This is a genomic window from Sphingomonas sp. MS122, assembly GCF_049532975.1.
Lineage (GTDB): Bacteria > Pseudomonadota > Alphaproteobacteria > Sphingomonadales > Sphingomonadaceae > Sphingomonas.
Map to the genome: position 1 here is coordinate 1,387,779 of NZ_CP186695.1, position 17,930 is coordinate 1,405,708.

A 17,930-nucleotide genomic window follows, 5' to 3' on the forward strand; every position below is an offset into this window, starting at 1 on the left:
GTCAGCGGCGGCCGCCGGTCCTCCGCGGGTCGTTCCAGCGGAACGCTCCGTCGCTCACCGGCACGTTGAAGCGCTGATTCGACAGCCGCACCGTGGTGCGGTTGTTCTGGCTGTCGAGCGCCACCCAGCCCTGGAGCATGAGCCCGCCGGGCGCGGCCGCGTTGCGCGCGAACACCATCGTGATCCGCCCATATTCGGGCCGCTTGGGATCGTGCGCCTCGATGCTCACCACGTCCGGATTGCCGGTCGGAACGACCTTGGCATAGCGCGAGAGGTCGCGACTGGGGTCGAGCAGCACCCCGAGCGGCGAGTCCTTGACCGGCCAGCGCGACACCTGGCGCACCGAATAGTCGATGAACCACAGCGCGTTGCCGTCGCCGACGATCAGCAGCGGCACGCCCTTCTGATACTGGAAGCGGACCTTGCCCGGCTTCTTGAGCGTGAGCGTGCCGCTCAGCGTCTTGCCCGCGCGGTCGGTCTGCGCGAACGCCGCGGTCATCGTCTGGCTCGCCTTGAGGTGCTGCTGCACCTGCGCGAGCGTGCCCTGCTGCTGCGCGGCGGCGGGCAGGCTGAGCGGAAGAGCGACGGCGGCCAGAGCCGCCAGGGGTCGGATGTTCATGGGTTTGCCAAACATATCCGATCCCCTGCGGGTTCCGCGTTGAACCCGTCGTGAACCGTCAGCCTTCGCTGCGCGCCTTGACGATCTTGCCCGGGTTGCGCGGCGGCTCGCCCTTGGGGAGCGCGTCGACATGCTCCATGCCCTCGGTCACCTCGCCCCACACCGTGTACTGGCCGTCGAGGAAGGTCGCGTCGTCGAGGCAGATGAAGAACTGCGAATTGGCGCTGTTGGGATCGTTGGTGCGCGCCATCGAGCACACGCCGCGGACATGCGGCTCGCGGCTGAATTCGGCGGGGAGGTTGGGCTCCTTCGACCCGCTCATGCCGGTGCCCGTGGGATCGCCGCCCTGCGCCATGAACCCGTCGATCACGCGGTGGAACACGACGCCGTCATAGAAGCCGCTGTCGGCGAGCTTGGTGATCCGCTCGACATGCTTGGGCGCGAGATCGGGACGCAGCTTGATATGCACGTCGCCGGTGTCGAGGGTCATCACGAGGCGGGTGGGGAGGTCGGCCATCTGAACTGCAACTCCAAAAACACATTATGTCGCGCGCCACCTAGGCGTGTGTGCGCCCGGTTGCAAATCGGGTAACGCGAGCCGGTGCCGCCAATGCGCCCGGGCGCGTTCCAAACCGAAACAGTCCGGATTGGCAGCGCGATTCGAGCGCGTTAGAGGGAGGAACAGGCGCCGGACAGGGGAAGGCTCGATGACCGACGAGACCGACACCACCCACACCGTGCCCGAGACCGCCGCGCGCGAATCGCACGACCATCTGAGCCCCGAATTCGTCCGTACCGTGCTCGACCTGGTCGAGAGCGGCGAGGTCGAGGCGGCGCGCGAGAAGGTCGAGCCGCTCCATCCCGCCGACATCGCCGATCTCGTCGAGCTGACCCCCGCCGACCAGCGCCATGCGCTCGCGGCCGCGATCTCGGGCCTAATCGACGGCGACGTGCTGGCCGAGATGAATGACTGGGTGCGCGACGAGCTGATCGAGGCGCTCGACCCGCACGAGGTCGCCGACATCGCCGCCGAGCTCGATACCGACGACGCGGTCGCGATCATCGAGGACATGGAGGAAGAGGACCAGCGCGCCGTGCTGCGCGCCCTCGACCCCGACGACCGCGCCGCGATCGAGGAAGCGCTCTCCTATCCCGAGGAATCCGCCGGCCGCCTGATGCAGCGCGAGCTGATCGCGGTGCCCGAGCATTGGACCGTCGGCGACGTGCTCGATTACCTCCGCGGCGAGGAGGAGCTGGCGACCGATTTCTGGGAGATCTTCGTCGTCGACCCCGGACACAAGCCGGTCGGCACCTGCGCGCTGTCGTGGATCCTGCGCACCCCGCGCGCGGTGGCGATGGGTGACGTCATGAAGCGCGAGCAGACGCTGATCCCGGTCGCGATGGACCAGGAAGAAGTCGCGCTGATCTTCCAGAAATACGCGCTGATCTCGGCCGCGGTGGTCGACGACAGCGGGCGCCTGGTCGGCATGATCACGGTCGACGACGTCGTCCACATCATCTCCGAGGAGGCGGGCGAGGACGCGCTGCTCCTGTCGGGCGCGGGCGAGGGCGACATCAACGAGCCCGTGGTCGATTCCTACAAGGTCCGCGTGCGCTGGCTGATCGCCAATCTCGGCACGGCGATGGTCGCGGCGACGATCATCGGGCTGTTCGAGGGGACCATCGCCAAGATGGTGACGCTCGCCGCGCTGATGCCGATCGTCGCCGGCGTCGGCGGCAATGCCGGGACGCAGACGATGGCGGTCACCGTCCGCGCGCTCGCCACCAACCAGCTGACCGAGGCCAATACCTGGCGTGCGATCCGCCGCGAGATCAACGTCGCGCTGCTCAACGGCGTGACGATCGCCGCGGTGCTCGGCAGCGGCGTCGGGCTCGTGTTCCAGAACGCGCTGCTCGGCGGCGTCATCGCCACCGCGATGCTCGCCAACATCGTCATCGCCGGTTGTGCGGGCGTGCTGGTGCCGCTCGCGCTGCAGCGCCTTCGCGCCGACCCCGCGGTGGCGTCGTCGGTGTTCGTCACCATGACCACGGACTCGATGGGCTTCCTCGTCTTCCTCGGTCTCGCCAGCGCGAGCGGCCTCACCGGCTAGACTGGCTTGATCGGGACGCGCGCATTGCCCAGATGGAGGGCGTGCCGCTTCATCTCACCAAGGTCGCCTATGGCTGCGACAGCATCGACTATCTGCGCGAGCGCTTGGCGCTGCGCGCCGCGCACGGCCCGACCGCGTTCCTGACGACGCGCTACCTGCCCAAGCGCCACGAGGAGATCGCCCCCGCAACCGGCAGCGGCGGCTCGTTGTTCTGGATCATCAAGCACCAGCTCGTCGGGCGCACGCCGATCCTGAGCTTCGGCGAAGCGGAAGGCGGCCGCGTCGCGATCCATCTCACGTCCGAGCTGATCCTGGTCCAGCCGCGCCCCAAGCGCGCGCACCAGGGCTGGCGCTATCTCGAGGACAGGGACGCGCCGGCCGATCTCGGCACCGGCGACACGGCGTCGCTTCCGCCCGAGCTGGCGGGAAAGCTGGCCGAGCTGGGAATCGTCTGACGCGTCAGCGCGCCAGCGAGGGGAAGGCCGCGCGGAACGCCGCCACCTTGGGCTTGTCCCAGCGCACGATATAGGGGTGGGTCGGGTTGCGCCGCGCGAAATCCTGGTGGCTGGCCTCGGCGAGGTGGAACTGGCCCTGCTCGATCCTGGTCACGATCGGCTTGCCATAGGCGCCGGTCTTGCCGAGCTGCTCGATATAGGCCCGTGCCACACGCGCCTGGCCCGGATTCTGCGGAAAGATCGCCGAACGATAGCTCGGGCCGGTATCGGGGCCCTGACGATTGAGCTGAGTAGGGTCGTGCGCGACCGAGAAATAGATGCGCAGCAGCGTGGCATAGCTCACCTGGCGCGGGTCGTAGACGATGCGAACTGCTTCGGCGTGGCCGGTGCGCTCGGTAGATACCTGATTATAGGTGGCGGTCGAACGGCTGCCGCCGGCATAGCCGCTGGTGACGTCGCGCACCCCCTTCACTTGCTCGAACACGGCTTCCAGGCCCCAGAAGCAGCCGCCCGCGAGCACCGCGACCTGGTTGCCGGGTGCGGGCGCGACATCGGTGGTGGAGGCGGGAATCGCCACCGCTTTCTCGGCGGCGGCCGCCGTCAGCGGCGGGACCAGGCCGGCCATGGACATGAAGCCCAGGCTCGCGAGGCCGGCGATACCGAGCGCGGCAGCACGCATCAGAAGAAGGAGCTGGCGGCGACCTGCTCGATGTTGAACGCGACCATGCCGATCGCGCCAAGCGAGAAGCCGGCCAGGAAACGCCGCAGGAACTGCGACTTGAACATCGCACGCATGACTAGACCCTTTGTCTTGGTTGGGGGCGGAGATGGGGTCGCCGCCCGCGAATCCAAGAGAAGTTCTACTTGTCGCCGATGAACGTTGGCTGGCCGCAACGTAATTGGTCGTTCAGGTTGCGGTACCGCGCCGCGTAAGCGGCGCTTGGACTAACGCAGCGCCGCGCAGGCCTCCTGGATGCGCCCGCACGCCTCGGTCAGCACGTCCTCGCTGGTCGCATAGCTGATGCGCAGCGCGGGCGAGAAGCCGAACGCCGCGCCGTGCACCGCCGCGACCTTGGCATCGTCGAGCAGATAACCCACCATCGTCTCGTCGCTGTCGATGACGAGGCCCTTGGGCGTGGTCTTGCCGATCAGCGCGCTGAACTCGGGATAGACGTAGAAGGCGCCTTCGGGGCGCGGGCAGTTCATGCCGTTGATCTGGTTGAGCATCGAGACGACCAGGTCGCGGCGCTTCTGGAACGCCGCGGCGCGGTCCTTGAGGAACGACTGGTCGCCGTTGAGCGCCGCCACCGACGCCGCCTGCGATACGCTGCACGGGTTGCTGGTCGATTGCGACTGGAGCTTGCCCATCGCCTTGATCAGCCATTGCGGGCCGGCGCCGAAGCCGATGCGCCAGCCGGTCATGGCATAGGCCTTGGACACGCCATTGGCGGTCAGCGTACGGTCGTAGAGTGCCGGGCAGACCTGCGCGATCGTCGCGAACTCGAAGCCGTCGTAGAGGATGTGCTCGTACATGTCGTCGGCATAGATCAGCACGTGCGGGTGCCGTTCGAGCACCTCGCCCAGCGCCTTGAGCTCGGCCGCGCTGTAGGCGGCGCCGGTCGGGTTGGAGGGCGAGTTGAGCACCACCCACTTGGTCTTCGCGGTGATCGCCGCCTCGAGCTGCTCGGGCTTGATCTTGTAGTTCTGGTCGGCGCCCGCGGCGATGAACACCGGCTTGCCGCCGGCGAACTCGACCACGTCGGGATAGCTCACCCAATAGGGCGCCGGGACGATCACCTCGTCGCCCGCGTCGATCGTCGCGCAGAAGGCGTTGAACAGGGTGTGCTTGCCGCCCGAGTTCACGCTGATCTGGTTCTCGGCATAGGTGAGGCCGTTGTCGCGCGCGAACTTGCCGACGATCGCTGCCTTGAGCTCGGGGGTGCCGTCGACATTGGTGTACTTCGTCACGCCCTTGCGGATCGCCTCGATCGCGGCTTCCTTGACGAAGTCGGGCGTGTCGAAATCGGGCTCGCCCGCGCCCAGGCCGATCACGTCGATGCCGGCCCGTTTCAGCTCGAACACGCGGCTCGTCATCGCGAGCGTGGCGGAGGGCTGGATACGGTTGAGCGCGGCGGAGGTCTGCATGGGCGATGGCCTGTCTGGAGGGAACGCGCGCCCTATAGGTCCGCTTGTCGCTCCTCCGCAACCGTAACAGCCGCAACAAGTCCCCGCAGCGCGTTGCCGATGAAGAAACCTTGGGCGAGATCGGCCGGGATCAGCTCTGCCTCGACCGCGTGCCCGCTCGCGATCAGCTCCGCGCGCAGCACGCCGGGCAGGATGCCGCGGGCCAGCGGCGGCGTCAGCAGCCTGCCGTCCCGCTCGACGAACACCGAGGTGAAGCTGCCCTCGGTGAGATAGCCCTCGCCATCGACATAGAGCGTCTCGAACGCGCCGTCGACGCGCGGATAGATGCGCCGGTCGCTGGTCTTGTGCGCGAGCCGGAAGTCGCGCGGCGCGACTTCGCGGGGCCGGATCGCCACCGCCACCGGCGCCTCGGGCGCGGCGGGCATCGGCGCGGTGCCGATCGCGACATTGCCCCGCGCCGACAGCAGCAGCCGCACGCGCATGGCCTTGCGCAACCGAAAGGTCGCCGCCTGCAGCTCGTTGCGCGTGGCATGCCGGTCGAAGACGAAGCCCAGCGCCTCGGCGCTCGCCTTCATCCGTGCGAGATGGCGTTCGAGCAGCGGAATGCCGCGCGCGGGATCGAACGCCATGGTCTCGATCAGATCCACTTGCCCCTGCCCCCTCGTCAGGAACGCGCCCTTGGCGAGGCATTCGTCCCACTCTTCCCCCGCACGCGAGTCCGCGACCACGCCCGATCCGAGGCCGATGCTCGCGGTTTCGCTGCCGCCAGGCAAGTGAAGCGTGCGGATCGCGACATTGAACGCCGCGTCGCCATTTGCGTCGATCCGCCCGATCGAGCCGGTATAGGCACCGCGCGCATCGGGCTCGACCGCGCCGATCACCTCCATCGCGCGGATCTTGGGTGCACCGGTCACCGATCCGCACGGGAAGGTCGCCGCCAGCACTTCGCCGATGCTGGTATCGTCCGCGAGCCGAGCCGAGACGGTCGAGACCATCGTGTGCAGCGTCGGATAGGTCTCGACCTTGAACAGCTCGGGCACCTTCACGCTGCCCGGCTGCGCGATGCGCGTCAGGTCGTTGCGCATCAGGTCGACGATCATCAGGTTCTCGGCGCGCTGCTTGGGGTCGCTCGCCAGCGTCGCCCTGGCCGCTTCGTCCGCTTCGGGCGTCGCCCCGCGCGGCGTCGTCCCCTTCATCGGCCGTGCGATCAGTTCGCCGTCACGCAGCGCGACGAACAGCTCGGGCGAGAAGGACAGCAGCCAGTCCTCTCCGGTCCACACGATCCCGCCATAGCCCGCCGCCGCGCGCGTCCGGATTGCGGCATAGGCGGCGAGCGGATCGCCGAGCGTGCGCACGCTCGCACGGAAGCTCAGATTCGCCTGGTAGATGTCCCCTGCCTCGATCCACTCGCGCACCCGGGCGAAGGCTGCGTCATAGTCGGCGCGGCCGATCCGGGGGCGCGGCCGGCCGATCCACGCACCCGCCGGATCGGGCAGCACCGCCGGCACGTCCGCCGCGGCGACCGTCTCATAGCGCTCGAACAGCCCGAACCACAGCAGCGGCCCCGACACGGCGGGCGGGCCGAGCCTGGGCTCCAGCGCATGCCCTGCCTCATAGGCGAGGTAGCCTGCCGCATGCAGTCCCGCGCCGCGCGCCGCGTCGAGCGCCGCCAGCGCCTCCCGCACCTCGCCCTGCGCATGCGCCGCCACGATCCGCACCGGATCGCGGTAGAGCCGCGCATCGGCGCCGCCCGGCCGGGCATCGTCGAGCAGCACGAAGGGGGCCGGGCCAAGCATCGGCCCGCATTGCAACCCCGCACGCCGCACCGCAACCCTCTGTTGCTGCACGCTTCCCGCCCGCCTATCTCCACCCGCGATGAACGACGCTTCCGATCCCCCGCTGCGCGCCGCGATCGTGCCGGTCACGCCGCTGCAGCAGAACAGCACGCTGATCTGGTGCACGCAGACGATGCGCGGCGCCTTCACCGATCCCGGCGGCGACCTCGACCGGCTCAAGGCGGCGGCACGGCAGCATGGCGTCACGATCGAGAAGCTGCTGATCACCCACGGCCATATCGACCATTGCGGCCAGGCGGGGCTGCTGGCGAAGGAACTGGGCGTGTCGATCGAGGGCCCGCACGAGGCCGACCGCTTCTGGATCAGCCGATTGGAGGACGACGGCCGCAACTACGGCATCGACGGCCGCATCTTCGAGCCCGACCGCTGGCTCGAGAATGGCGACACGGTGACCGTCGGCAACCTCACCCTCGACGTCTATCATTGCCCCGGTCACACCCCGGGGCATGTGGTGTTCCATCACGCGCCCTCGAAGCTCGCCATCGTCGGCGACGTGCTGTTCCAGGGCTCGATCGGCCGCACCGATTTCCCGATGGGCAATCATCAGGACCTGATCGACGCGATCACCGGCAAGCTCTGGCCGCTTGGCGGCGACACGGTGTTCGTTCCCGGCCACGGCCAGCCCAGCACCTTCGCGCAGGAACGCCGCACCAACCCCTTCGTCGCGGATTCGGTGCTCGCCAAAAGCTAAACCGTTTGGTTGACAGTTGGCGCGCCGAGTCGTAACTCAACCAAATGGTTGAACGACTCGACATGACTTTCCACGCGCTTGCCGATCCCACGCGCCGCGGCATGCTCGCCAGCCTCGCGCTCGGCGAGAAGTCGATCGGCGAGCTCGCCCAGCCCTATGCGATGAGCTTCGCCGGCGCGTCCAAGCACGTCCAGGTGCTCGAGCGCGCCGGCTTGATCACGCGCCGCAAGTCCGGCCGTACCCAGCTCTGCCGGCTCCGGGCGGAGCCGCTCGCCGAAGCCGATCAGTGGCTGCGGCAATGGGAGCGGTTCTGGAACATCCGCCTCGACGCGCTCGAAGCGCTCATCCGCGACACCGCGAAGGGAGGGACGCAATGACCTATATCGACGGCTTCGTGCTCGCCGTGCCCACCGCGAATCGCGAACGCTTCCGCGCGATGGCGGAACGCGTCGCGAAGATCTTCGTCGATCATGGCGCGCTGCGCGTGATCGAGAATTGGGGCGACGACGTGCCCAGGGGCGAGGTCACCGACTTCTACCGCGCGGTCCAGGCCAAGCCGGACGAGACCGTCGTCTTCTCGTTCATCGAATGGCCGTCGAAGGAAGCGCGCGACAAGGGCAACGATGCCGTCGCCGCCGATCCGCGCATGGAGCAGGTGCCGGAGGAGATGAACCTCATGGATCCCAAGCGCATGATCTATGGGGGCTTCGTGCCGGTGGTCGACGAGACGGGAGCCTGATCCATGGCCAAGGCGACTCCCTTCCTCATGTTCCAGGGCGGCAAGGCCGAAGCCGCGCTCACCTTCTATGCCGAGCATGTCCCGGACAGCCGCATCGGGACGCTCGAAAAATTCGGTGCCGACGGCCCGGGCCCCGAGGGCACCGTGCTCCGCGGCTATGCGACGATCGCCGGGCAGGCGGTGATGGCGCACGACAGCTTCGTCACCCACGGCTTCGACTTCACCCCCTCATGGTCGTTCTTCCTCGAATGCGCCGATGAAGCCGAGTTCGACCGGCTGTTCGAGACGCTGTCCCAAGACGGCGGCGTGCTGATGCCCCCCGACAATTACGGTTGGAGCAGGCGCTTCGCCTGGGTCAGCGACCGGTTCGGCATCTCGTGGCAGCTCAACCTCAAATGACCGAGCCCGTCATCCTCACCGTCCGCCGCGACTTCGCCGCGCCGCCCGGGCGCGTGTTCGATGCCTGGCTCGACCCGGATCAGGCGCGCCGCTTTCTCTTCGCCACGTCCGACGGCGAGATGCAGACGGTCGAGATCGACGCCCGCGTCGGCGGCCGTGCGCTGATTGTCGAGCGGCGTCCCGGCGGCGATGCCGGCCACCGGCTGCAGTTCGAGGTGATCGAACGCCCCACCCGCCTGGTCTTCCTGTTCGCCGCCGATCCGGCCGGTGAAGGCGAATGGACTCGCGTCAGCATCGATATCGCGCCCACCGAAACCGGCTGCACGCTCACCCTCACCCACGAAATGGATCCGCAATGGGCGGCCTATGAGGACCAGACGCGCCGCGGCTGGAGCTTGATCCTCGACGGCCTCGCCAGCATCACGGAGTGACCCCGATGACCGACACGCTCGCCGACATGGAAGTCCTCGCCCCTGACACGCTGCGCATGGTGCGCATCCTCGATGCCGCGCCCGAGACGGTGTGGCGCTACCTCACCGAAGCGAAGCTGCGCTACCAGTGGTTCTCCGGCGGGACCGACGCGCACGCCGTCGGCGAGACGGTCGAACTGGTGTTCGACCATGACAATCTCTCCGCCGACGACGTCCCCTATCCCGAGCCCTACGCCAAGTGGAAGGGCGCGGTCGGGCGCGAGACGGTGGTCGAGTTCGACCCGCCGCGCGTCTTCGCAATCAGCTGGGACGAGGGCAGGGAGGGCATCGCTCGCTTCGAGCTGTCCGACGCGGGCGGCGGCAAGACCCGCCTCGTCCTCACGCACAGCGGCATCACCGGCCCCGCGCCGATGGCCAATTTCGGCGGCGGCTGGCATTCGCATCTCGCCGTGCTCGAAGGCCTGCTCAAGGGCGAGCCCGTGCGCGATTTCTGGGCGCTCCACGCGCAATCCGAGGCCAGGGTGGCGGCATCGCTCGCCCGGTCCTGAGCGCCGGCCATGCCCGCTGACCACGAGGCCTATATCGCCGGGGCCCCGGAAGACCTCCGCCCGCTGCTGTTTCGGTTGCGCGCGCAACTCGCGCACGCGCTGCCCGACGCGGAGGAAGTCATCGCCTATAAGATGCCGGGGTTCAGGATCGGACAATCGATCATCGCGGGCTATGCCGCGTTCAGCAGGCAATGCGGGCTCTATCTGGCGCCTTCGGCCATCGCGTCGCATGCCGACGACATTGCCGCCGCGGGGCTCAAGTCGACCAAGACCGGCATCACCTTCTCGCCGAGCCGGCCGATCCCGGATGCGCTCGTCGAGAAGCTCGCCTTGGCGTCCAGAAAGGGTCAGAATCTCTGAGCCTTCGACAATCCGGCCCCAACTCCCTAGATCGGGGCGATGCTGATCCTCGGCCTCGAATCGAGCTGTGACGAAACCGCCGCCGCGCTGGTCACCGGCGACCGCCAGATCCTCGCCCACCGCCTCGCCCGGCAGGACGAGGCGCACCGCCCCTATGGCGGGGTGGTGCCCGAGATCGCCGCGCGCGCGCATGTCGAGGCGCTCGGCCCGCTGATCGAGGCGGCGCTCGACGAGGCGAAGGTCACGCTGGCCGATGTCGACGCGATCGCCGCTACCGCCGGTCCCGGGCTGATCGGTGGCGTCATGGTGGGCCTCGTCACCGGCAAGGCGCTGGCGCATGCCGCGAGCAAGCCGCTGGTCGCGGTCAACCATCTCGAGGGGCATGCGCTCTCGCCGCGCCTCGCCGAGCCCGACCTTGCTTTTCCCTATTTGCTGCTGCTCGTCTCGGGCGGCCATTGCCAGCTGCTGCTGGTCGAGGGCGTCGGCCGCTATCGCCGCCTCGCCACCACGATCGACGACGCCGCGGGCGAAGCCTTCGACAAGACCGCCAAGCTGCTCGGCCTCGGCTTTCCCGGCGGCCCCGCGGTCGAGCGCGCGGCGCTGACGGGTGACCCGCGCGCTGTGCCGCTGCCGCGTCCGCTGGTCGGCTCGGGCGAGCCGCATTTCTCCTTCGCCGGCCTCAAGAGCGACGTCGCGCGCAAGGTCGGCAAGTTCGCTCCCGAAGATCTCGCGGCCTCGTTCCAGCAGGCGGTGGTCGATTGCCTGGTCGATCGCACGCGCATCGCGCTGGGCAAGGCGCCCGAAGCCACCGCGCTCGTCGTCGCCGGCGGGGTCGCCGCGAACACCGCCGTCCGCACCGCGCTCACCACGCTCGCTGCCGAGCATGGCCTGCCCTTCATCGCGCCGCCCCTCTGGCTCTGCACCGACAATGCCGCCATGATCGCCTGGGCCGGGGCCGAGCGGTTCGCGCTCGGCCTCACCGATCCGCTCGACCTGCCCGCGCGCCCGCGCTGGCCGCTCGATCCGGATGCCGAGAAGGTGCGCGGTGCGGGGGTGAAGGGATGAGACTGGCGGTCATCGGCGGCGGCGCCTGGGGTACCGCGCTCGCGCAGGTCGCGGCACGCGGCGGTGAGCCGGTCGCGCTGTGGGCGCGCGAGGATGACGTCATCGCGTCAGTCAACGCCGCGCACGAGAACATGCTCTTTCTCCCCGGCGTCCCGCTCTCCCCGTGGATTCGCGCCACCGACGACCTCGCCGATCTTGCCCAAGCCGAAGCGCTGCTGGTGGTCGTCCCGGCCCAGTTCCTTCGCGCCGTCCTCGCCGACGCGCCCATTGCCGGCCGGCCGCTCGTGCTCTGCGCCAAGGGCATCGAGGCGGGCACGCAGAAGCTTGTCGCCGAAGTCGCGCGCGAGCTGCATCCGGACGCGCCGGTTGCGGTGCTCTCCGGCCCCACCTTCGCACATGAGGTGGCGAAGGGGCTGCCAACCGCGGTCACGCTCGCTTGCGAGGACGATGACCTGCGCGAGCGCCTCGCCGCACGCCTTGCCGGCCCCGCCTTCCGCACGTACGGCTCGTCCGATGTGACCGGCGCCGAAATCGGCGGCGCGGTCAAGAACGTGCTCGCGATCGCCTGCGGCGTCGTCGAGGGCGCGGGGCTCGGCCTCAACGCTCGCGCCGCCCTGATCGCGCGCGGCTTTGCCGAGATGACCCGGTTCGGTGTCGCGCGCGGCGGCCGCCCCGAGACGCTGGCGGGGCTGTCGGGCCTCGGCGACCTCGTGCTCACCTGCTCCTCGACCAATTCGCGCAACTTCTCGCTCGGCATGGGGCTCGGCCAGGGCCGCAGCGCCGCCGAGCTGCTCGCCGACCGCCGCACCGTCGCCGAGGGCGCGGCGACCGCGCCGGTGCTGCGCGAGGCCGCCAGGGCCGCCGGCGTCGACATGCCGGTGACCGAAGCGGTCTGCGCGCTGCTCGAAGGCACGCCCGTCGGCAAGGTCGTGGATGCGCTGCTCAGCCGGCCGCTGCGGGAGGAGCACGCATGAGATGGGCAGCGATGCTGCGAGGCATCAACCTCGGCAAGCGCCAGCTCAAGTCGGCCGAGCTCAAGGCCGCTGTCGAGGGCCTTGGCTTCACTGACGTCAAGACGTTGCTGGCCTCGGGCAATGTCGTCTTCACCGCGGACGAGAAGGATGCCGCGGCGCTGGAGAGGAAGCTCCACGACGCGCTGGCCAAGGCGACCGGGCTCAAGTCCGAGATCTTCGTGCGCTCGCCGGAGGAGATGAAGGCCGTCGCGGATGCCAACCCCTTCCCCGAGGCTACCCGCGAGCGCCCGAGCTTCGTCACGGTCACCTTCCACCGTATGCCCGTCGACAAGGCGGCCGTGGCGCGCCTCGCGGAAATCCATGACGGCCCCGAACGCATGCACGTCGTGGGGCGCGAGCTCTATATCGATTTCCCCGACGGCCAGGGCCGTTCGACCCTCCATCCGGCGATGGGCAAGGCCAGGCTCGACCCGGTCAACACCGCGCGCAACTGGAACACGGTACTGAAGATTCGCGACGCGCTCTAGAAATCGACCGCGATCCCCTTGCGCTCCCAGTCGCCGAAACGCGTGGGATCCTCGCCCAGCGGATCGGTTTCGGCCTTCTTGCCCGGCTCGGGCTTGGGCACCGGCGGGCTCTTCGAGAGATAGGCGGGCGGCTTCACATGATCGGGGCGCTTGCCCATGGGTATGTCCTGATTGCGGCGGTGGCGTCGATCCCCCACATTGGGGCGCGTGGTTAGTCGGCTTTGCCGACCGGTACCAGCCCGCTCCGCCACCGGCCACCCATATGATACTGCCGTTGGGTGGCCGGGTGGAGCGGGCCGGTACCGCTACTGAATGGAGCATATCCAAGTGAACGGTTTCAAGACGGCCATGTTGCTCGCGGCGCTGACCGCGCTGTTCATGGCATTGGGGTTCACCCTCGGCGGGCGCGGCGGGATGATCGTCGCGCTGCTGGTTGCGGTGGGGATGAACCTCTTCACCTACTGGAACGCCGACAAGATCGTGCTGTCGATGCATGGCGCGAAGCAGGTCGACGCGGCCACCGCGCCCGAGTTCCACGGCCTCGTGGCGAGCCTCGCCCAGCGCGCTGGCCTGCCGATGCCGAAGGTCTATGTCATCGACTCGCCTCACCCCAACGCCTTCGCCACCGGCCGCAACCCGGAGCATGCGGCGGTCGCGGCGACCACCGGGCTGCTCGGCATGCTGACCCGCGACGAGATCGCGGGGGTGATGGCGCACGAACTCGCGCATGTCCGCAACCGCGACACGCTGATCATGACGATGGTCGCGACGATCGCCGGCGCGATCTCGATGCTCGCTAATTTCGGCATGTTCTTCCGCGGGAATGATCGCAGCGCGATCTTCGCCACGATCCTCGCGGTGATCGTCGCGCCCTTCGCAGCGATGATCGTGCAGATGGCGATCAGCCGCACCCGCGAGTACGGTGCCGACCGCGGCGGTGCGGAGATTTCGGGCAATCCGCGCGCGCTCGCCTCCGCCCTCGCCAAGCTCGCGCGCGGTGCCGCGGCGGTGCCCAACCCGGTCGCCGAGCGCGTCCCCGCCGCCGCCCAGCTCTACATCGTCCCCGGCCTCGCGCGCGGCGGCGACAGCTGGTTCTCGACTCACCCCGACACCGGCAACCGCATCGCGGCGCTGGAAGCGCTCGCGCGGGAGATGGGCCACCCGGCGGCGGCGATTGACACCGAGCCGCGAAACCCCTCGGAAGTGTCGACTATGTCAACTTCCCGACCCTCGGCGCTCGGCTTCAGACGAGCGCCGCGCCGCTCGAGCGCGCTCGACCCCAACCGGCGCGGCTAGGCCTTGGCGCGTCCTCCTTCCGATCCGCCCGGCGTCCCCGCACGCCGGGCCGCGCTGCGCCTGCTCGACGCAGTGCTGCGCCGCGGCCTCGCCATCGAGCAGGCGCTCGATGCGTCCACCGCCGGCCTCGCCCCGCCCGACCGCGGCCTTGCCCACGCCATCGCCGCCGAAGTGCTGCGCTGGCTCGCCGATCTCGACGCGCTGATCGACAGCGCCACGCGCCAGCGCCTGCCGGACGACGCCAAGGCGCGCTTCGTCCTCCGTATCGCCCTTGCCCAGTCGCTTCGCCTCGGCACGCCGCCCCACGCCGCGATCTCGACCGTGCTGCCGCTGGCCGACGGCGGCCCGCGCAAGCTCGTCCATGGCGTGTTCGGCACGCTCAATCGCAATCGCGCCACGCTGCCCGAGCGCCCGTCGCTCCCGGCGCAAGTCCAGGCCCGCATTGCTGGCAACTGGGGCGAGCGCGTCGCCAATGCCGCCGCTGCCGCGATCGCGGTCCCCCCGCCGCTCGATCTGACCCTGCGGACGGAGATGCCCGAGCTGCTCGGCGAGCGCCTGCTACCCGATCACGTGCGCGTCACTGGCGATGCGTCCGTTCCCGATCTTCCCGGCTATGCCGAGGGCCATTGGTGGGTGCAGGACCTTGCCGCCTCGCTTCCTGCCCGCCTGATCGGCGGCGGGACCGGCCGCGCGCTCGATCTCTGCGCGGCGCCGGGCGGCAAGACGCTCCAGCTCGCCGCGTCGGGCTGGGAGGTCACCGCGGTCGACATCTCCGAAAGTCGTCTGGCGCGACTTTCGGAGAATCTCGAGCGTACGCGGCTCAGCGCGAACATCGTGACCGCCGATCTCCTGACCTGGGAGCCCGGCTTCGAGGCCGACGCCGTGCTGCTTGACGCGCCGTGCAGCGCTACCGGCATTTTCCGCCGCCACCCCGACGTCCTCCACCGCGTCCGTCCCCGCGTGATCGCCGAGATGGCCGAGCTTCAGGCCAGGCTCCTTCCCCGCGCCGCGCGCTGGGTCCGCCCCGGCGGGCTGCTGGTCTACGCCACCTGCTCGCTCGAGCCCGAGGAGGGCGAGCGCCAGATCGAGCGCTTCCTCGCCGAGCATCCCGAGTTCGCGATCGACCGCGTGCTCGCCGACGAGTTGCCCGAGGGCCTCGTCGCGCACGCGCGCGGCTGGCTGCGCACGCTTCCCGGCATGCTCGCGGAACAAGGCGGGCTCGACGGGTTTTTCATGGCGCGCCTGATGCGTGTTGCGGGCGATTCGGGAGATGTTAAAGGACCGGTATGACTTCCGTCCGCATCGCCCCCTCGATCCTCTCCGCCGACTTCGCCAGACTGGGCGAGGAGGTGCGCGCGATCGACGAAGCGGGTGCCGACTGGGTCCATATCGACGTGATGGACGGGCATTTCGTGCCCAACCTCACCATCGGCCCGGCTGTGGTGAAGGCGCTGCGCCCGCACAGCGCCAAGCCGTTCGACGTCCATCTGATGATCGCGCCAGTCGACCCGATGCTCCAGGCCTTCGCCGATGCCGGCGCCGACTGCCTCTCGGTCCACCCTGAGAGCGGCCCGCATCTCCATCGCACCATCCAGACGATCAAGGGCCTCGGCAAGCGCGCCGGCGTGGTGCTCAACCCGGCGACCCCGGTCGACGTCGTCGATCACGTGATGGACTTGGTCGACCTGATCCTGGTGATGAGCGTCAACCCGGGCTTCGGCGGGCAGAAGTTCATCGAGAGCCAGCTCTCCAAGATCTCGGCATTGCGCGCGAAGATCGACACCAGCGGTCGCCAGATCGATCTCGAGGTGGACGGCGGGGTCGATCAGGGCAACGCCGCGCGGGTGATCGCCGCGGGCGCCGATGCGCTCGTCGCCGGTACCGCGGCGTTCAAGGGCGGCCCCTCGGCCTATGCCGACAACATCCGGGCGTTGCGCGCGGGGTGATCGAGCAGGGCGACGACAATGCCGTCGAGGGGACGGGGGCCGACGGGATCGAGCAGGGCAAGCGGCTGATCCGGACCGGAGGCGACAAGGGCCTCTCGCTCGCCGATCGCCTGTCCGAGCATTTTCATCGCCTCGCCTGGCGCACCCCGCTCCACGGCCTGCGGCTCAAGGGCCGCCACCCGCTCAAGCTGATCGCGGTTGCCGACGATCCGTTTCTCGGCGATCCGGGGCGCGGCAACGCGCTGCTCGACGGCAAGCTGTCCTTCCGCGGCGAAAATCATGCGGTGGTGACGCTGGACCCGGCCAAGCCGGGCTGGTCGAAGCCATTCGGCGACTATTTCCAAAGCTTCGCCTGGCTGCGCGATCTCTCGACGGTGGCGACTCGCCAGCAGGCCGCGCCGGTAGCCGAGGCGCTGATGCGCAAATGGCTCGGCGTCCATGCCGACAAGGTCACCGATCCCGCGTGGCGCGCGGACCTGTGGGGCCGCCGCATCCTGTTCTGGACCGCGCATGCGCCGTTGATCCTCTCCAGCACCGACCTCGTCTACCGCTCGAAGGTGCTGCACGCGCTGGCACGGGGCGCGCGGCATCTCGACCGCACCGCCGACCGCGTGCCGCTCGGCGCGCCGCGCATCGCGGCATGGTGCGGCGTGCTCGCGGCGGGGCTGATGATCCCTGGCGGCGATCCGCGCCGCGCGTTCGGCGAAGCGGGTCTCGCGCGCGCGCTGGCGGGATCGGTGAGCGAGGACGGCGGCATCACCGGCCGCTCGCCGGCTGCTCTGCTCGACGCGATCATGCTGCTGACGCTGCTGCGCGAAACCTATGCCGCGCGCAGGCTCGCTCCGCCGGAAGCACAGAGCCGCGCGCTCACCCGCATGGTCACGGCATTGCTTGGCGTCTGCCACGGCGATCGCGGCCTCGCGAGCTGGCAGGGCGGCGTGCCGGTCGACGGCGACCGGATCGGCGAGATCGTCGCGGCGACCGGCGTGCGCGTCCGTCCGCTGCGCCAGGCGCATGAATGGGGCTATCAGCGTCTCGCCCAGCAGCGCACCGTGCTGATCGTCGATGCCGCCCCGCCGCCGATCGCGCGCGTGATGGAGGGTGGCTGCGCCTCCACCCTGGCCTTCGAATTCTCCGACGGGCCCGACCGGATCGTCGTGAGCTGCGGGGGCGCGCGCGGTGCGGACCTGCGCCTGCCCGCTGGCCTCGCCGAGGGGTTGCGCACCACCGCGGCGCATTCGACCCTGGTCGTCCGCGACAGCAACTCGACCGCGATCCATCCCGACGGCACGCTCGGCCGCGGCGTCGCGGAGATGGAACTCAGCCGTCAGGAAACCGAAACGGCCAGCCGGATCGAGGCGAGTCACGATGGCTATGTCCGGCGCCACGGCGTCATTCATCGCCGTCGCATCGCGCTCGGCGCCGACGGGCGCGACGTGCGCGGCGAGGACAGCCTGATCCCGGCCGGCCGCCGGGGCAAGCCGGGTCCGATCCCTTTCGTGATCCGCTTCCATCTTCACCCGGGCGTGCAGATCTCGCCCACCGCCGACGGCGCGGGCGCGCTGCTCCGTACGCCGTCGGGCGCGGCATGGCAGTTCCGCGCCGGCGGCGCAGCGCTCGGCATCGAGGAAAGCGTGTGGGTCGACGGGCGCGGGATTCCGCGCGAAACCCAGCAGCTCGTGCTGACCGGCGAGTCTCCCGCAGGCGGCGTCAGCGTCTCTTGGCTGTTCCACCGCGCCCGATAGGGGGTTTGCAGCCAGCGGCGGGT

Annotated in this window: 22 protein-coding genes; 16 read left to right on the forward strand and 6 right to left on the reverse strand. The window is 69.5% G+C overall.

The features are described from left to right. Position 1 precedes the first annotated feature (1 nt). Positions 2 to 619, reverse strand: a complete 618-nt coding sequence (locus ACO227_RS06665; RefSeq protein WP_423606279.1) for a LolA family protein — start codon at positions 617 to 619, stop codon at positions 2 to 4. Positions 620 to 677: 58 nt separating this feature from the next. After that, complete coding sequence (locus ACO227_RS06670; RefSeq protein WP_423606281.1) at positions 678 to 1,136, reverse strand: peptidylprolyl isomerase; 459 nt, start codon at positions 1,134 to 1,136, stop codon at positions 678 to 680. 190 nt (positions 1,137 to 1,326) lie between these two features. Between ACO227_RS06670 and mgtE the strand changes: the two genes are divergently transcribed. Both mgtE and ACO227_RS06680 read left to right on the forward strand, forming a co-directional pair. Continuing rightward, complete coding sequence (gene mgtE / locus ACO227_RS06675; protein ID WP_423606283.1) at positions 1,327 to 2,730, forward strand: magnesium transporter; 1,404 nt, start codon at positions 1,327 to 1,329, stop codon at positions 2,728 to 2,730. A 32-nt stretch (positions 2,731 to 2,762) separates the two neighbouring features. Beyond that, positions 2,763 to 3,185, forward strand: a complete 423-nt coding sequence (locus tag ACO227_RS06680) for a DUF1489 family protein (RefSeq protein ID WP_423606285.1) — start codon at positions 2,763 to 2,765, stop codon at positions 3,183 to 3,185. A gap of 4 nt (positions 3,186 to 3,189) precedes the next feature. Here ACO227_RS06680 and msrA read toward each other — a convergent pair whose 3' ends face one another. The 3 genes from msrA to pabB form a co-directional block, all read right to left on the reverse strand. Next, positions 3,190 to 3,864, reverse strand: coding sequence for a peptide-methionine (S)-S-oxide reductase MsrA (gene msrA, locus ACO227_RS06685; RefSeq protein WP_423606287.1), 675 nt, complete (start codon positions 3,862 to 3,864; stop codon positions 3,190 to 3,192). 266 nt (positions 3,865 to 4,130) lie between these two features. Then, entirely contained in the window at positions 4,131 to 5,330 is a 1,200-nt protein-coding gene (locus ACO227_RS06690) for a pyridoxal phosphate-dependent aminotransferase (protein WP_423606288.1), read from the reverse strand. 32 nt (positions 5,331 to 5,362) lie between these two features. Next, positions 5,363 to 7,126 (reverse strand): aminodeoxychorismate synthase component I, encoded by a 1,764-nt coding sequence (pabB, locus tag ACO227_RS06695; protein ID WP_423606290.1) that lies wholly within the window; start codon positions 7,124 to 7,126, stop codon positions 5,363 to 5,365. Positions 7,127 to 7,205: 79 nt separating this feature from the next. Here pabB and ACO227_RS06700 point away from each other — a divergent pair, with 79 nt between their 5' ends. The 10 genes from ACO227_RS06700 to ACO227_RS06745 are packed head-to-tail and all read left to right on the forward strand — an operon-like array spanning position 7,206 to position 12,920. After that, positions 7,206 to 7,877 (forward strand): MBL fold metallo-hydrolase, encoded by a 672-nt coding sequence (locus tag ACO227_RS06700; protein WP_423606292.1) that lies wholly within the window; start codon positions 7,206 to 7,208, stop codon positions 7,875 to 7,877. Between the two features lie 44 nt (positions 7,878 to 7,921). Next, complete coding sequence (locus ACO227_RS06705) at positions 7,922 to 8,254, forward strand: ArsR/SmtB family transcription factor (protein ID WP_423606294.1); 333 nt, start codon at positions 7,922 to 7,924, stop codon at positions 8,252 to 8,254. After that, the gene (locus ACO227_RS06710; protein ID WP_423606296.1) at positions 8,251 to 8,616 is read left to right on the forward strand and encodes a DUF1428 domain-containing protein; all 366 of its coding nucleotides are present in this window, start codon (positions 8,251 to 8,253) and stop codon (positions 8,614 to 8,616) included. The genes ACO227_RS06705 and ACO227_RS06710 overlap by 4 nt, the downstream gene beginning before the upstream one ends. A gap of 3 nt (positions 8,617 to 8,619) precedes the next feature. Then, entirely contained in the window at positions 8,620 to 9,015 is a 396-nt protein-coding gene (locus tag ACO227_RS06715; RefSeq protein ID WP_423606298.1) for a VOC family protein, read from the forward strand. Further along, positions 9,012 to 9,446: an SRPBCC family protein gene (locus ACO227_RS06720; protein WP_423606299.1), complete on the forward strand. Its 435-nt coding sequence runs from the start codon at positions 9,012 to 9,014 to the stop codon at positions 9,444 to 9,446. The genes ACO227_RS06715 and ACO227_RS06720 overlap by 4 nt, the downstream gene beginning before the upstream one ends. 5 nt (positions 9,447 to 9,451) lie before the next feature. Further along, the gene (locus tag ACO227_RS06725) at positions 9,452 to 9,994 is read left to right on the forward strand and encodes an SRPBCC family protein (RefSeq protein WP_423606301.1); all 543 of its coding nucleotides are present in this window, start codon (positions 9,452 to 9,454) and stop codon (positions 9,992 to 9,994) included. A 9-nt stretch (positions 9,995 to 10,003) separates the two neighbouring features. Next, on the forward strand, positions 10,004 to 10,354 hold the full coding sequence (locus tag ACO227_RS06730) for an iron chaperone (RefSeq protein WP_423606303.1): 351 nt from the start codon (positions 10,004 to 10,006) through the stop codon (positions 10,352 to 10,354). Between the two features lie 39 nt (positions 10,355 to 10,393). Further along, complete coding sequence (gene tsaD, locus ACO227_RS06735; protein ID WP_423606305.1) at positions 10,394 to 11,419, forward strand: tRNA (adenosine(37)-N6)-threonylcarbamoyltransferase complex transferase subunit TsaD; 1,026 nt, start codon at positions 10,394 to 10,396, stop codon at positions 11,417 to 11,419. Next, positions 11,416 to 12,393 (forward strand): NAD(P)H-dependent glycerol-3-phosphate dehydrogenase, encoded by a 978-nt coding sequence (locus tag ACO227_RS06740; RefSeq protein ID WP_423606307.1) that lies wholly within the window; start codon positions 11,416 to 11,418, stop codon positions 12,391 to 12,393. Before tsaD ends, ACO227_RS06740 begins: the two co-directional genes overlap by 4 nt. Further along, entirely contained in the window at positions 12,390 to 12,920 is a 531-nt protein-coding gene (locus tag ACO227_RS06745; protein WP_423606308.1) for a DUF1697 domain-containing protein, read from the forward strand. The genes ACO227_RS06740 and ACO227_RS06745 overlap by 4 nt, the downstream gene beginning before the upstream one ends. On the opposite strand, the gene ACO227_RS06750 is transcribed toward ACO227_RS06745, so the two are convergent. Next, positions 12,917 to 13,078, reverse strand: coding sequence for a DUF1674 domain-containing protein (locus ACO227_RS06750; RefSeq protein WP_423606310.1), 162 nt, complete (start codon positions 13,076 to 13,078; stop codon positions 12,917 to 12,919). The two genes, ACO227_RS06745 and ACO227_RS06750, sit on opposite strands and share 4 nt — an antisense overlap. 169 nt (positions 13,079 to 13,247) lie before the next feature. Here ACO227_RS06750 and htpX point away from each other — a divergent pair, with 169 nt between their 5' ends. Genes htpX through ACO227_RS06770 form a run of 4 tightly spaced genes read left to right on the forward strand, consistent with a single transcriptional unit; the run spans position 13,248 to position 17,907 of the window. Further along, positions 13,248 to 14,216 (forward strand): zinc metalloprotease HtpX, encoded by a 969-nt coding sequence (htpX, locus tag ACO227_RS06755; protein ID WP_423606311.1) that lies wholly within the window; start codon positions 13,248 to 13,250, stop codon positions 14,214 to 14,216. Positions 14,217 to 14,219: 3 nt separating this feature from the next. Then, on the forward strand, positions 14,220 to 15,506 hold the full coding sequence (locus ACO227_RS06760) for an RsmB/NOP family class I SAM-dependent RNA methyltransferase (RefSeq protein WP_423606313.1): 1,287 nt from the start codon (positions 14,220 to 14,222) through the stop codon (positions 15,504 to 15,506). After that, on the forward strand, positions 15,503 to 16,162 hold the full coding sequence (rpe, locus tag ACO227_RS06765) for a ribulose-phosphate 3-epimerase (RefSeq protein ID WP_423606314.1): 660 nt from the start codon (positions 15,503 to 15,505) through the stop codon (positions 16,160 to 16,162). The genes ACO227_RS06760 and rpe overlap by 4 nt, the downstream gene beginning before the upstream one ends. Continuing rightward, positions 16,159 to 17,907 (forward strand): heparinase II/III family protein, encoded by a 1,749-nt coding sequence (locus tag ACO227_RS06770; RefSeq protein WP_423606315.1) that lies wholly within the window; start codon positions 16,159 to 16,161, stop codon positions 17,905 to 17,907. Before rpe ends, ACO227_RS06770 begins: the two co-directional genes overlap by 4 nt. Positions 17,908 to 17,930 lie beyond the last annotated feature (23 nt).

Excerpts from the sequence above, each read along its gene's own strand:
- ACO227_RS06725 (WP_423606301.1), top strand. The coding sequence starts at position 9,452 with ATGACCGACACGCTCGCCGACATGGAAGTCCTCGCCCCTGACACGCTG.
- ACO227_RS06745 (WP_423606308.1), top strand. The coding sequence starts at position 12,390 with ATGAGATGGGCAGCGATGCTGCGAGGCATCAACCTCGGCAAGCGCCAG.
- ACO227_RS06670 (WP_423606281.1), bottom strand. The coding sequence starts at position 1,136 with ATGGCCGACCTCCCCACCCGCCTCGTGATGACCCTCGACACCGGCGAC.
- ACO227_RS06715 (WP_423606298.1), top strand. The coding sequence starts at position 8,620 with ATGGCCAAGGCGACTCCCTTCCTCATGTTCCAGGGCGGCAAGGCCGAA.
- ACO227_RS06740 (WP_423606307.1), top strand. The coding sequence starts at position 11,416 with ATGAGACTGGCGGTCATCGGCGGCGGCGCCTGGGGTACCGCGCTCGCG.
- mgtE (WP_423606283.1), top strand. The coding sequence starts at position 1,327 with ATGACCGACGAGACCGACACCACCCACACCGTGCCCGAGACCGCCGCG.
- rpe (WP_423606314.1), top strand. The coding sequence starts at position 15,503 with ATGACTTCCGTCCGCATCGCCCCCTCGATCCTCTCCGCCGACTTCGCC.
- tsaD (WP_423606305.1), top strand. The coding sequence starts at position 10,394 with ATGCTGATCCTCGGCCTCGAATCGAGCTGTGACGAAACCGCCGCCGCG.
- ACO227_RS06680 (WP_423606285.1), top strand. The coding sequence starts at position 2,763 with ATGGAGGGCGTGCCGCTTCATCTCACCAAGGTCGCCTATGGCTGCGAC.
- ACO227_RS06730 (WP_423606303.1), top strand. The coding sequence starts at position 10,004 with ATGCCCGCTGACCACGAGGCCTATATCGCCGGGGCCCCGGAAGACCTC.
- ACO227_RS06700 (WP_423606292.1), top strand. The coding sequence starts at position 7,206 with ATGAACGACGCTTCCGATCCCCCGCTGCGCGCCGCGATCGTGCCGGTC.
- pabB (WP_423606290.1), bottom strand. The coding sequence starts at position 7,126 with ATGCTTGGCCCGGCCCCCTTCGTGCTGCTCGACGATGCCCGGCCGGGC.
- ACO227_RS06705 (WP_423606294.1), top strand. The coding sequence starts at position 7,922 with ATGGTTGAACGACTCGACATGACTTTCCACGCGCTTGCCGATCCCACG.
- ACO227_RS06690 (WP_423606288.1), bottom strand. The coding sequence starts at position 5,330 with ATGCAGACCTCCGCCGCGCTCAACCGTATCCAGCCCTCCGCCACGCTC.
- ACO227_RS06720 (WP_423606299.1), top strand. The coding sequence starts at position 9,012 with ATGACCGAGCCCGTCATCCTCACCGTCCGCCGCGACTTCGCCGCGCCG.
- ACO227_RS06665 (WP_423606279.1), bottom strand. The coding sequence starts at position 619 with ATGAACATCCGACCCCTGGCGGCTCTGGCCGCCGTCGCTCTTCCGCTC.
- msrA (WP_423606287.1), bottom strand. The coding sequence starts at position 3,864 with ATGCGTGCTGCCGCGCTCGGTATCGCCGGCCTCGCGAGCCTGGGCTTC.
- ACO227_RS06710 (WP_423606296.1), top strand. The coding sequence starts at position 8,251 with ATGACCTATATCGACGGCTTCGTGCTCGCCGTGCCCACCGCGAATCGC.
- ACO227_RS06750 (WP_423606310.1), bottom strand. The coding sequence starts at position 13,078 with ATGGGCAAGCGCCCCGATCATGTGAAGCCGCCCGCCTATCTCTCGAAG.